General features: G+C 62.9%; 10 protein-coding genes. 6 read left to right on the forward strand and 4 right to left on the reverse strand.

Features of this window, described 5'->3' with window-relative positions; all coding sequences use genetic code 11:
- Window positions 1–93: 93 nt before the first annotated feature.
- The 5 genes from purH to HWE17_RS14080 all read left to right on the forward strand — a co-directional run bounded on the left by purH (window position 94) and on the right by HWE17_RS14080 (window position 4,517).
- The gene (gene purH, locus HWE17_RS14060; RefSeq protein WP_035824592.1) at window positions 94–1,680 is read left to right on the forward strand and encodes a bifunctional phosphoribosylaminoimidazolecarboxamide formyltransferase/IMP cyclohydrolase; all 1,587 of its coding nucleotides are present in this window, start codon (window positions 94–96) and stop codon (window positions 1,678–1,680) included.
- 134 nt (window positions 1,681–1,814) lie between these two features.
- Window positions 1,815–2,354 (forward strand): crossover junction endodeoxyribonuclease RuvC, encoded by a 540-nt coding sequence (gene ruvC, locus HWE17_RS14065; RefSeq protein WP_176389149.1) that lies wholly within the window; start codon window positions 1,815–1,817, stop codon window positions 2,352–2,354.
- 31 nt (window positions 2,355–2,385) lie between these two features.
- Window positions 2,386–2,964, forward strand: coding sequence for a Holliday junction branch migration protein RuvA (ruvA, locus tag HWE17_RS14070; RefSeq protein ID WP_035824598.1), 579 nt, complete (start codon window positions 2,386–2,388; stop codon window positions 2,962–2,964).
- 6 nt (window positions 2,965–2,970) lie between these two features.
- Window positions 2,971–4,026 carry a Holliday junction branch migration DNA helicase RuvB gene (gene ruvB / locus HWE17_RS14075; protein ID WP_034749202.1) on the forward strand — a complete coding sequence of 352 codons (1,056 nt, stop codon included), beginning with the start codon at window positions 2,971–2,973 and terminating at the stop codon, window positions 4,024–4,026.
- A 23-nt stretch (window positions 4,027–4,049) separates the two neighbouring features.
- Window positions 4,050–4,517, forward strand: a complete 468-nt coding sequence (locus HWE17_RS14080) for a YaiI/YqxD family protein (RefSeq protein WP_035828617.1) — start codon at window positions 4,050–4,052, stop codon at window positions 4,515–4,517.
- A gap of 51 nt (window positions 4,518–4,568) precedes the next feature.
- Here HWE17_RS14080 and HWE17_RS14085 read toward each other — a convergent pair whose 3' ends face one another.
- The 4 genes from HWE17_RS14085 to HWE17_RS14100 form a co-directional block, all read right to left on the reverse strand.
- Complete coding sequence (locus HWE17_RS14085) at window positions 4,569–5,708, reverse strand: OmpA family protein (protein ID WP_176389150.1); 1,140 nt, start codon at window positions 5,706–5,708, stop codon at window positions 4,569–4,571.
- A gap of 13 nt (window positions 5,709–5,721) precedes the next feature.
- Entirely contained in the window at window positions 5,722–7,239 is a 1,518-nt protein-coding gene (locus tag HWE17_RS14090) for an ice-binding family protein (protein ID WP_176389151.1), read from the reverse strand.
- A 274-nt stretch (window positions 7,240–7,513) separates the two neighbouring features.
- Window positions 7,514–7,969, reverse strand: coding sequence for a DUF2147 domain-containing protein (locus HWE17_RS14095; RefSeq protein ID WP_176389152.1), 456 nt, complete (start codon window positions 7,967–7,969; stop codon window positions 7,514–7,516).
- Window positions 7,970–8,081: 112 nt separating this feature from the next.
- A complete protein-coding gene (locus tag HWE17_RS14100; RefSeq protein ID WP_035824605.1) occupies window positions 8,082–10,889 on the reverse strand; it encodes a valine--tRNA ligase in 2,808 nt (935 codons plus the stop codon).
- Window positions 10,890–11,059: 170 nt separating this feature from the next.
- On the opposite strand from HWE17_RS14100, the gene HWE17_RS14105 reads away from it, so the two are divergent.
- Window positions 11,060–13,156, forward strand: a 2,097-nt coding sequence (locus HWE17_RS14105) for a tetratricopeptide repeat protein (RefSeq protein WP_176389153.1), incomplete at its 3' end; no start/stop codon positions are given.

Raw genomic sequence — 13,156 nt, forward strand, 5'->3', positions numbered from 1 at the left:
TGACGCCAAGATTTGAATCCGCCGCAGCGGGCCCAGCCTGATAGCTGACCGCTGTGCCATTCGCCAAGAACACTTAACCACCTAGCCACAGCCATGATCAAACAAGCTCTCCTCTCCGTTTCCGACAAGACCGGCGTTCTCGAATTCGCCCGCGCCCTGTCCGCCCTCGGCGTCAACCTCCTGTCCACGGGCGGCACCGCCAAATTGCTGGCAGACAACGGTGTTCCTGTGACGGAAGTTGCCGATTACACGGGTTTCCCGGAGATGCTCGATGGCCGTGTGAAAACCCTGCACCCGAAAGTGCACGGCGGTATCCTGGCGCGCCGCGATTTCCCTGAACATATGTCGAAACTGGTCGAGCACGACATGCCGACCATCGACATGGTGGTGGTCAACCTGTACCCGTTCCAGGGCACGGTCGCCAAGGCCGATTGCACCCTGGAAGACGCGATCGAAAACATCGATATCGGCGGCCCGACCATGCTGCGTTCGGCGGCCAAGAACCACAAGGACGTGGTCGTCATCTGCGACCCGACCGACTACGACGCGGTGCTGGCGGAAATGCGCTCGGCCGACGGCAAGGCAGGCGACGTCAGCTATGACACCAAGTTCATGCTGGCGAAAAAAGTCTTTGCGCACACGGCGCAATACGATGGCGCCATCACCAACTACCTGACCAGCCTGGGCCCGACGAAGGTGCACGCCGAGCGCGGCGCTTATCCGCAAATCCTGAACGTGGCCTTTGAAAAAGTGCAAGACATGCGCTACGGTGAAAACCCGCACCAGAGCGCCGCCTTCTACCGCGACCTCGTCACCACCGACGGCGCGCTGGCCAACTATCGCCAGCTGCAAGGTAAGGAATTGTCGTACAACAACATCGCCGACGCTGATGCTGCCTGGGAATGCGTGAAGAGCATGGGCGGCTTCGAGCAAAGCGCCGCTTGCGTCATCGTCAAGCACGCGAATCCATGCGGCGTCGCCCTGGGCAAGAATGCGGCGGAAGCGTATGCGCGCGCCCTGCAGACGGACCCGACCTCGGCATTCGGCGGCATCATCGCCTTCAACACGGAACTCGACGGCGCCACCGCCGGCGAAATCGCCAAGCTGTTCGTGGAAGTGCTGATCGCTCCGTCGTTCTCCGCCGAAGCGAAACAGATTCTGTCGAGCAAGCAAAACGTGCGCATGCTGGAAATCCCGCTGGGCAGCGGCGTGCACGCCATGGACTTCAAGCGCGTCGGTGGCGGCTTGCTGGTGCAATCGCCGGACGCGAAAAACGTCGGTATCGGCGACTTGCGCGTGGTCAGCAAACTGCAGCCAACGCCGCAGCAACTGGCCGACCTGATGTTTGCCTGGAAAGTGGCGAAATTCGTCAAGTCGAACGCCATCGTCTTCTGCGGCAATAACATGACGCTGGGCGTGGGCGCCGGCCAGATGAGCCGTATCGACTCGGCCCGCATCGCTTCCATCAAGGCGCAAAACGCCGGCCTGTCGCTGACCGGTTCCGTGGTGGCGTCGGACGCCTTCTTCCCGTTCCGCGACGGCCTCGACGTCGTCGTCGACGCGGGCGCGACCTGCGTCATCCACCCGGGCGGCTCCATGCGCGACCAGGAAGTGATCGATGCGGCGGATGAGCGTGGCGTCGTGATGTTGTACACGGGTACGCGTCATTTCCGTCATTAATTAAACCCAACGGCAAATGCTGGGGTCAGACCCGCCGGGTCTGACCCCGGATGTTGCTTGTGGGGTGAAGATGTATAGAACGGCAGGCACCGGTTATTCACCGGTGCCTGCCGTATTCATTATAGAATCTGGCGATGATTATTCTTGGCATCGATCCTGGCCTGCGCACGACCGGCTTTGGGGTCATTGAAAAACTTGGCAACAAGCTGCGCTATATCGCGTCGGGGACCGTCAAGACGGGTTCCGAAGGGGAATTGCCGCCGCGCCTGAAGGTCATCCTGCGGGGCGTGAGCGAGATCGTCGGCACCTACCAGCCCGATTGCGCTGCCATCGAAAAAGTGTTTGTCAACGTCAATCCCCAATCGACCTTGCTGCTGGGCCAGGCGCGTGGCGCGGCCATTTGCGCGCTCGTCCATGCTGATCTGTCGGTGGCCGAGTACACGGCGCTGCAAGTGAAACAGGCTGTCACGGGCCACGGCAAGGCGGCCAAGGAGCAGGTGCAGGACATGGTGTCGCGGCTGCTGTCCTTGCCTGGCTTGCCCGGCACGGATGCGGCTGATGCCCTGGGCGTGGCCATTTGCCATGCCAACAGCATCGATGCGCTGGCCATGCTCGGGGCGCTGGCGCCGCAACTGCAGGGCTTGCGCATGAAGCGCGGCCGTTTAGTTGGATAATCACTCTGAAATTTAACATTAGGAACACGCGATGATAGGCCGTCTCTCCGGTATTTTGCTTGAAAAGAATCCGCCACAATTGCTGGTCGATTGCCAGGGCGTCGGCTATGAAGTCGACGTGCCGATGAGCACCTTTTACAACTTGCCCCACGTGGGCGAAAAAGTCGTGCTGTTTACGCACCAGGCCATCCGCGAAGATGCCCACCTGCTGTTTGGCTTCGGCAATGCGGCCGAGCGTGCCGTGTTCCGCCAGTTGATCAAGATCACGGGCGTGGGCGCGCGCATGGCCTTGTCGATTCTCTCCGGCATGACGATTGCCGACCTGGCGCAAGCCATTACCCTGCAGGATTCCGGCCGTCTGGTCAAAGTGCCGGGCATCGGCAAGAAGACGGCGGAACGGCTGTTGCTGGAATTGAAGGGCAAGATCGGTGCCGATCTTGGTCCGCTGGGCGCGCACGCGGCGCCGGACGCCCAGTCGGACATCCTCAACGCGCTCGTCGCGCTCGGTTACTCGGACAAGGAAGCGCTGGCCGCCGTGAAGAACGTGCCGGCCGGTACCGGCGTGTCGGACGGCATCAAACTGGCGCTGAAAGCGCTGTCGAAAGGCTGATAGGGCATGAGCATCCAGACCGACAGCTTCACGGAACAGCGCATCATCGATGCGGCGCCCATCTCGCACAACGAAGAGGCGATCGAACGGGCCTTGCGTCCCAAGCAGCTCGATGAGTATGTAGGGCAGGAAAAGATCCGCGACCAGCTGGAAATTTTCATCACGGCCGCGCGCCAGCGCAAGGAAGCGCTCGACCACACTTTGCTGTTCGGCCCGCCGGGCCTGGGCAAGACGACCCTGGCGCACATCATCGCGCGCGAAATGGGCGTCAATTTGCGCCAGACTTCCGGCCCCGTGCTGGAGCGCCCGGGCGACCTGGCGGCGATCCTGACGAACCTGGAAGCGAACGACGTCCTGTTCATCGATGAAATCCACCGCCTGTCGCCGGTTGTCGAGGAAATTTTATATCCGGCGCTTGAGGATTATCAAATCGATATCATGATCGGCGAAGGCCCGGCCGCCCGTTCCGTGAAACTCGATCTGCAACCGTTTACATTAGTTGGCGCCACCACGCGCGCCGGCATGCTGACCAACCCGCTGCGCGACCGCTTCGGCATCGTCGCGCGCCTGGAGTTTTACAACACGGGCGAATTGACGAAGATCGTCACGCGCAGCGCCGCCTTGCTGAAAGCGCCCATCGACCCGGAAGGCGCGCACGAGATCGCCCAGCGCGCGCGCGGCACGCCCCGCATCGCCAACCGCCTGCTGCGCCGCGTGCGCGATTTCGCGGAAGTCAAAAGCAATGGCGAGATCACCAAGGTGGTGGCCGACCGCGCGCTGGCCATGCTCGACGTCGATTCCGCTGGCTTCGACGTGATGGACCGCAAGCTGCTTGAAGCCGTGCTGTTCAAGTTCGGCGGCGGCCCCGTCGGCATAGGGAACCTGGCGGCCGCCATCGGCGAAGCGGCCGATACCATCGAGGACGTGCTGGAACCATATCTGATACAGCAAGGCTTTTTGCAGCGCACGCCCCGTGGCCGTGTCGCCACGCCGGCCGCCTATTTGCACTTCGGCGTCAGCGCGCCGCGCATGGGCCCGGGCGGCGAAGCGTGGGAACTGTGATGGCGCAAGAAGGTATGCCGGGTATGCAAATCTGGATCGACGCGGACGCCTGTCCCGTCGTCATCAAGGAAATCCTGTACAGGGTCGCCGACCGCCTGGAGTTGCCGCTCACCCTGGTCGCCAACCAGGGCTTGCGCGTGCCGCCCTCGCGTTTCATCCGTACCGTGCAAGTGCCGTCGGGCGCCGACGTGGCCGACCAGGAAATCGTGCGGCTGTTGAATCCCGGCGACCTCGTCATCACAGGCGACATTCCGCTGGCCGCCGACGTGCTGACCAAGGGCGGTTTTGCGCTGAATCCGCGCGGCGAGTTTTACACGAAGGACAATATCGCCCAGCAACTGACGATGCGCGCCTTCATGGAAGAGTTGCGCAGCGGCGGCGTGGACACGGGCGGCCCGGCCGCCTTCAGCCAGTCCGACCGGCAACAGTTCGCCAACAGCCTGGACCGGCACCTGAGCAAGCATCACCGCAAGCCGGCGCCAGCGCCATAATCCGAGGACGAAAAAAAACCGGCGCAAGCCGGTTTTTTACGTGCATCTAACTTAGCGTGCAACTTTTTTCGTGCCCACCACTTCCACCGTGACGCGGCGGTTCTTGGCGCGGCCGGCGGCACTCGTGTTGTCGGCCACGGGCTGGGTTTCTCCCTTGCCTTCCGTGTAGACGCGGTTCGTTTCCACGCCTTGCGCCACCAGATAGGCCTTGACGGCTTCGGCGCGGCGCTGCGACAGTTTCTGGTTGTAGGCGTCCGGGCCGACGGCATCCGTATGGCCGACCGTGACGATGACTTCCAGATCCATGTCCGACAACTGGCCCAGCAACTGGTCCAGCGCCGCCTTGCCTTGCGGCTTGAGTGTCGATTGATCGAAATCAAACAGCGCTTCGGAAGCAAACGACACTTTTTCCGACACGGGTGCCGGTGCCGGTGCGGCCACGATGACAGGCGCCGGCATGGCGACGACAGGGGCAACTTCGGGTGCCGGCTGGTAGGCGGGCGTGGCGCTGGCCGGGCGGCCCAGTTTATACACGAGGCTGACGGAGTACAGGTCCGCATCGCCGCGGTTGCCGACGGCGTCGTTCAGGCGATAGCGCTCGACTTCGCCGCGCAAGGCCAGTGCTTCGCTGAACTTGTATTCCAGGCCCAGGCCCAGCTTGGCGTTGAGCTTGCGCTCGCTGGCATGGGTATTGGTCGAACCCAGCAGGCGGTTGCCGCTGAACTCCGTGTTGGTCTTGGTGTAGTGCATGCCGACACGGCCCAGCAGGGACAGGCGCTGCGACAGGGGCAGCTGGCCCAGCAAGTCCAGGTTCACGCCGCGAAAGCCCGCTTGTCCGTTCAGCACGCCGTTGCCGCTGGTGGTCGACTTGAAATCGAACTTGCCCAGGTCAAAGTAGCCCGCTTCCACGGCGAAATACTGGTTCAACTGGCGGCCGACAAACAGTTTATAGCCGGTGTCGCGCTGGTCCTTGCTGAAACCGGTGACGGTTTCGCCGTTGGCGGCCAGGCTGGCGCGCAGGCGCGGCTCGTCGATGTTGGCGCGCGACTGGCCCACGCCCGCGCCGATGTACCAGGCGCTGTTGGCCCAGTCCGGGTTGATGAAAGTGTTGTCCTGCGCCTGCGCCGATTGCGCCGCCAGCAAGGCGCCGGTCATGACGCTCAGTGCGCCCAATGTGTGTGCGATAGTCATGGTCATGTCCCGGTTATTTGGTGATCTGGTTATTGCGCAGGGTAACGGCAGCAGCCGTCAGCACGCGGCCATTGAGCAGGGTCGTGTTGTCGCCCACCGTGATGGCAGCCGACTGGCCCAGGATATTGCCCTTGAAGACGCTATTCGCGGCCAGGGTGGTCGGGCCGACGGGCAGCCAGCTGACGTTGTCGGCCGTGGCGCCATTGTTCAGGGCAACCACCGAGTTGACGGTCGAGTTCAAGGTCAGCGCCGTGCGGAAGATGTACACGCCAGGACCGTTCAGTGTCAGGGTGCCCGTGATGCTGATGGCGCCCGCATAGCAATACACACCGGGACCGAAGGTCTGGCCACCGAGGTCGATGCCGCCGGCAAAGCTGACGTCGCAGCTACGGCTGTTGCCGTCCGTGATCGCCGCCTGCAGGTCCGTCATGGCACCGGCCAGGATGGCACCTGACTTGTAGTTGGTAAAGCCGGCCGCCTGGGTCGGATCGGTGGTCTGCGACGGCGCACCGACGTCGCCCGTGATCAGGGTGGTGCCGCCCGAATTGTTCGTGATCGAGGTGCCGGCCAGCACGCCGAACGGTGCCGCGCGGCCCAGGACGATCGGATTGAGGACGGGCGGGATGGCCACTGCTGTGACGGTCAGCAGCGCGCTGCCCGACTGGCCGCCGGCCGTGGCCGTGATGCTGCTGGTGCCGGCGGCGATGCCGGTGGCGACGCCCGTGTTCAGTACCGTGGCATTGGCAACCGTGCCCGAGGTCCAGGCGGCGCCGTTGGTGATGATGGCGTTCGAGCTGTCCGAATACGTTGCGGTGGCAATGAATTGTTGCGTGGCGCCGACAGCGATGCTGGCGGTGGCCGGCGTGACGGCGATGCTGACCACGGTAATGGCAGGCACGGTGACGGTGGTGCTGGCCGTCTTGCCGTTGAAGCTGGCATTCATGACGCTGCTACCAAAGATAACGCCGGTGACGAGGCCGCTGCTGGCGACGGTGGCCGCAGCTGGCGTGGCGGACACAAAGCTGCTGCCGGCCGTGACGTCAGCCGTGCTGTTGTCCGAGTAGGTGGCAATGACGGCCAGCTGGCGCGTCGCGGCCACTGGCACGGTCGGGTTTTGCGGCGTGACGGCGATCGACAGCAAGGTGGCTGGCGAGACGGTCAACTGGGCTGCCGCGCTCTTGCCGCCGAACGCGGCGCTGATGTTGCTGCTGCCGGCGGCGATGCCCGTGCTCAAGCCTGTGGCGGCATTGACTGTCGCGCTGGCCGGCGTGGCCGACGTCCAGGCCGACTTGGCGCTGACGTCTTGCGAGGAGCCGTCGCTATACGTGGCGATGGCCGTGAATTGCTGGCCGGCGCCGATGGCGACCGTGGCCGTGGCTGGTGTGACGACGAGGCTGGACAGGGTAGCGCCCGGCAAGCCGAGGATGGGATCGCGCCCCTGGTCGCCGCCACCGCAGCCGGCAAGGGCGGCCATGGTCAGCAGACCTGCCGAGACGAGCAGCGGGGTCATGTATCGCTTGAAGATGTTCATGTGTTTCCTTTGTGCATGGGCAAATATTTGCCGGGCATCCGCCGATGGGGTCATCCGCAGAGCCATGCCGCCCTTCGCTACAGGGCGATGGCGTCACAGGCATGCACTATTTCATTTAGGAAACTTCAAGTATGTTCGGTGGCGCGCATAGCTTGTCCTGGTTTGGAAATGGGGACGAAAGGACACGATTCGGCCTGAAAAACAACGCCAGTGTGCGGAAGGCAGGCGCAAAAAAGCCGGCGCATGGCCGGCTTCGACAGGGCGGGGTGGTTGCTTACTCTTCGCGCACCCACGTCTGCGAGCGGCCAAACATCGGCACGCCGACATAGCCGCGCACTTGCAGCTTGGTGCCGCCTTCAATCAGCTCGGCCTTGCTCTTGTAGACCTTGCCGGTGGCCGGGTCCGTGATCTCGCCGCCCGTCCATTCCTTGCCGTCATATTTCAGGCCGGACAGGATCACCAGGCCGATGATGGGCTGGTCCTTGTTGGCGCCCGCGCACTTGTCGCACTTGGGATTTTGATCTTCATTCGGGGCACGGAACAGCTTGTCGATCTTGCCTTGCAAGACGCCGTTGTTTTCCGTGATGACGACGAGGGATTTCGGCTTGCCGCTGGCGTCGTCGATGGTTTTCCACGTGCCCACGGGGGTATAGTTGCCGTCGCGCGCGGTGGCGCTGCCGGCGATGGCCAGGGCGGCCACCAGTACGCTTGCTTTGAATACTTTATGCATCGCTAGTCTCCATTGGTTTTTTGATCGTGTCACGAACAGTTATATACCAAGGCAAGACCAGCAGTGCTGCGCGGCGTCACTGGGACGGCCGCGCAATCCTTCCAAACTTGCCTTATGCGCTGGCTAGTTTAGCAAACTGTTCGCGCAGTTTTTCAATTGTCGCCGAAAAACTGAGCAAACGCTCGTTTTCTTGCGCAACAATGGCGGCCGGCGCGCGCGCGACAAAGCTTTCATTGCCCAATTTGCTGTTGACTTTGGCAATTTCCGCTTCGATGCGGGCGATTTCCTTGCCCAGGCGCTCACGTTCGGCAGCCACGTCGATTTCCACTTTCAGCATCAGCTTGGTGGTGCCGACGATGGCGACGGCTGCTGGCGAGTCCGGCAACGCATCGACGATCTGCACTTCCGCCAGCTTGCCCAGCGACTGGATGTACGGTGCGTACGACGCCAGCGCGGCCTTTTCAGTGGCATTGCCCGCTTCGACGATCAGCGGCACGCGCACGGAAGGCGAGATCTGCATTTCGCCGCGCAGGTTGCGCGTCGCGTCCGTCAAGGCTTTCAGCTGCTGCATCCACGCTTCCGCGCTTTCATCGATCTTGTCGGTGTTGGCGATCGGATACGGTTGCATCATGATGGAATCGCCTTCCGCCTTCAAGGTCTTGCCGGCCAAAGGCGCCACCGTCTGCCACAGGGCTTCCGTGACGAACGGGATGATCGGATGGGCCAGGCGCAGCACCACTTCCAGCACGCGCAGCAGGGTGTGGCGGGTGGCGCGCTGCTGGCCTTCCGTACCTTGCTGTACTTGCACCTTGGCTACTTCCAGGTACCAGTCGCAATACTCGTCCCACACGAACTTATAGATCGATGCGGCGATATTGTCGAAACGGAAGTCTTCAAAGCCCTTGGCCACGTCCAGTTCCGCCTTTTGCAGCAGGGAAATAATCCACTTGTCCGCTTGCGACAGGTCGGCGTCATTTGGCGTGCAATCCTTGCCTTCCGTATTCATCATGACGAAACGGGTGGCGTTCCACATCTTGTTGCAGAAGTTGCGGTAGCCTTCGCAGCGGCCCAGGTCGAAATTGATGTTGCGGCCCAGCGAGGCATAGCTGGCCATGGTGAAGCGCACGGCATCCGTGCCGTAGGCCGAAATGCCTTCCGGGAATTCCTTGCGCGTTGCCTTGGTGATCTTTTCCGCGTCGCGCGGATTCATCAGGCCCGTGGTGCGCTTGACGATCAAGCCTTCCAGGTCGATGCCGTCGATCAGGTCGATCGGGTCCAGGGTGTTGCCTTTCGACTTGGACATTTTTTGCCCCGTCGAATCGCGCACCAGGCCGTGCACGTAGACGGTTTCAAACGGTACCTTGCCCGTGAAGTGCGCCGTCATCATGACCATGCGCGCCACCCAGAAGAAGATGATGTCGAAACCCGTCACCAGCACGGATGATGGCAGGAACGCCTTCATGTCCGGCGTTTCTTCAGGCCAACCCATGGTCGAGAACGGCACCAGGGCGGACGAGAACCACGTGTCGAGCACGTCGTCGTCGCGCTTCAAGGGGCCCGTGCTGCCGGCCGCCTGCGCCTTGGCTTGTGCCTCGGCTTCCGTCTTGGCAACGAAGATATTGCCGGCGTCGTCGTACCACGCCGGGATTTGATGGCCCCACCACAGCTGGCGCGAGATGCACCAGTCCTGGATGTTGTTGAGCCATTGGTTGTAGGTGGTGCTCCAGTTTTCCGGCACGAACTTGATTTCGCCGTTGGCGACCTTGTCCAGCGCCGTCTCGGCGATCGACTTGCCTGGGAAGAACGTGCCTTCCGGGGCTGGTTTGCTCATGGCGACAAACCACTGGTCCGTCAGCATCGGCTCGATGACGACGCCCGTGCGGTCGCCGCGCGGCACCATCAGCTTGTGCGGTTTGACCTGTTCCAGCAAGCCTTGCGCGTCGAGGTCGGCGACGATCTGCTTGCGCGCGGCAAAGCGGTCCATGCCGCGGTAGGCTTCCGGCGCGTCGTCGGTGATCTTCGCGTCCAGCGTCAGGATGACGATCTGCGCCAGTTTGTGGCGCTGGCCCACGGCGTAATCGTTCATGTCGTGCGCGGGGGTAATCTTCACGCAGCCCGTGCCGAATTCCTTGTCGACGTATTCGTCGGCGATGATGGGGATTTCGCGGTCGGTCAGCGGGAGTTTGAGCATCTTGCCCACCAGCGGCAGGTAGCGCTCGTCCGTCGGATCGACGGCCACGGCCACGTCGCCCAGCATGGTTTCAGGACGGGTGGTGGCCACCGTCAGGAAACCACTGCCGTCGGCCAGCGGGTACTTGATGTACCACATGGAACCGTCTTCTTCTTCGGACACCACTTCCAGGTCGGACACCGCCGTGCCCAGTACGGGATCCCAGTTCACCAGGCGCTTGCCGCGGTAGATCAGGCCTTGCTCGAACAGGCGTACGAAGACGTCGGTGACGACTTTCGAGCGCGGCTCGTCCATCGTGAAGTATTCGCGCTGCCAGTCGGCCGAGGCGCCCAGGCGGCGCATCTGGCCGGTGATGATGGAACCGGATTTTTCTTTCCATTCCCACACTTTTTCCACGAACTTCTCGCGGCCCAGGTCATGGCGCGAAATCTTTTGCGCGTCCAGCTGGCGTTGCACGACGATTTGCGTGGCGATGCCCGCGTGGTCGGTGCCGGGAATCCAGGCCGTGTTGTGGCCCAGCATGCGGTGGTAGCGGGTCAGGCCATCCATGATGGTCTGGTTGAACGCATGGCCCATGTGCAGGGTGCCGGTGACGTTCGGCGGCGGCAACTGGATGCTGAAGGAAGGTTTTCCGGCATCGAGGGTGGCGGTGAAGTAACCGCGCTGTTCCCACTCGGTGCGCCAGAATTGTTCAATGTCGGCGGGCTCGAAAGACTTGGCTAATTCCATGATTTGGCGTGTGATTGGCAAAAGGAACCATTATAAGGGGTGCATAAAGCATGCGCAGCAAATAGCGGGCCTGGATGAGCCGAAAAGCCGCGCACGATTGAGCAATATTGCTGCATTGTATTTTTTCTAAGCTATCATCTTTGCAACATTATTTGAAAACTCAGGCAATCATGAAAAAATTGTGGCAATTGGCCGTGCTCGGCGCTGGATTGGCTGCCGGTGGCGCGTGCGCCGGCGTTCCGGAGGGGATGGCGGCTCTGCAGGATGGGCGCTGCAGCAAGGCCGTGGCGCAATTGCGCGGACCGGCGCAAGGTGGCAATGTCGAGGCGCAAAAGGTCCTCGCCGATATCTACATGGGCGAGAAAGGATGCCGGGACGTGGAGCGCAGCGAGGTCGAAGCGGAGCGCTGGTATCTGCTGGCGGCCAAGGGCGGCGATCGCGCCGCGCAGGAGGCGCTGGTTTTCATGTATGCATACGCGCCGGGCCGCATGCTCAATCCATCGCGCGCGCGGCCCTGGTTGGGCGTCATGGCCGCGCAGGGTGAGGGCAAGCCGCTGCAGGACCTGGCACAAATGTATGAGCGGGGCGAAGGCGGGCCGGTCGACCGGGTGCTGTCGTATGCGCTCAACCTGCTGGCGCTGCAAGACAAGGAGTGGAGCGGTGCGGCCGCGATGGAGAAGTCCCTGCCGGCGCGCCGTGGGAGGATGTCGCCGGACCAGGTCGACGAGGCCGTGCACCTGGCCGGCCTTTGGCAGCGCGGCGCGCCTCTGCCGACGACGTCGCAGACGGGACAGCGTTCGCCGCAGGATTGGTACCGCCACGCCGCCGAGGGTGGCGACATGGAAGCCGCTTACCAGCTGGGTTTGCTGTGCTGGAAAGGCACGGGCGGCCTGGATGAAAAGCAGGCCGCCCGCTGGCTGCGCAAGGCTGCCGAAAGCGGCATTGTCAAGGCCCAGCTGCAGCTGGCCGTGCTGTATGGCGAGGAGGCGGGCGTGCCGCAGGACTATGTGCTCGCATCCATGCTGAGCCAGTTGGCGGCGGCGGGCGGCGCGACGGGCGCCGGCGACGCCGTGGCCCGCTGGACAAAGAAACTGAATGCGGCGCAACAGGCCGAGGCGCAGCAGCTGGCGCGGGCATGGAAAGTGGGCATGCCGTTGCCGCAGGTTTCGGTGCATGGCATGGAACGCTTGATCAATTATGTGCGCGAGGCACGCAACAAGCTGCCGCCGACGCCAGAGGTGACGGCGCTGTTCAAGGCTGCCAAAGAGGGCGACGAAGCTGCCTTTGGCAAGCTGCTGGCCGGCGTCGCCGAGCCGGGCGCCTATGCGCTCGACAGGAGTCCCTTGCTGAACTATTTGATTTCGCCTCCATCGAGCATGTACAAAGCCGAAGCGGCATGGCTGAATGCGCAAACCCGGCAGGACGACGATCAGCAGCGACTGGCGCAGGCGCCGCTGCAGGCGCGCCGCCAGGCGCTGCGTGAGCAGTACGCCGCGCTGTTGCCCGCCAAGCTGCGCATGATGACGCTGCTGTTGCAACGCGGCGTGCCGCTCGGCGAAGGCGATACGCTTTACCACGCCGCACCGCTGCATCTGGCTGCCCTGTACGGCAATGCCGCAATGGTGCGCCTGTTGCTGGCGCATGGCGCCGATGTGCGGCAATACGGCGGCGAAAACCACACGCAGGCGCCGCTGGAATACGCCTTGCAGCAGGAGGATGCGGACATCTTGCCGGAATTGATCGACGCGAAAGAACGTACGGCCAGCATGATCGCCATGCTCGACGCAGGCGCGGGCCGGCCCTATTTGCTGGTAGACCAATACCTGGCAGAGAAAAAGGCCAAGAAAGGCGGGGCTGCGCAGCCAGCGGAACGGCCGCTGGCCGATTCTTTGCTATGGGGGCCCTTGCTGCGCCTGACGCGCGGCACCGAAGTGCTCGATAAAATGCTGGCCACCGGCACCACGCCAAATACTGATGAGCAGGAAAAGTCGCTGTACGCCTATGCCGCCGAAGCGGGCAACGCCGGCGCGCTGGACTGGCTCAAGCAGCGCGTGCCCCGGCATGACGCGAAGGGAAATGACCGCTGGCTCGACGCTGCGATGCGCGCCATGTACAACTACCAGCCGACGTCCGAGGACGTGCTGCGCCAACTGGTGGTGCCCGGCATGCCATGGCAGCAAGTCGGACCCGCCGCCGAAGTTTCTTACAAGGGACAGCAGGCGGCGCTCGATTCGCGGCGTCTGGAAAAGGAGACGCTGCTGTGGCAT

It is taken from the genome of Janthinobacterium sp. BJB401, from assembly GCF_013372745.1.
Taxonomy (GTDB): domain Bacteria; phylum Pseudomonadota; class Gammaproteobacteria; order Burkholderiales; family Burkholderiaceae_D; genus Janthinobacterium; species Janthinobacterium rivuli.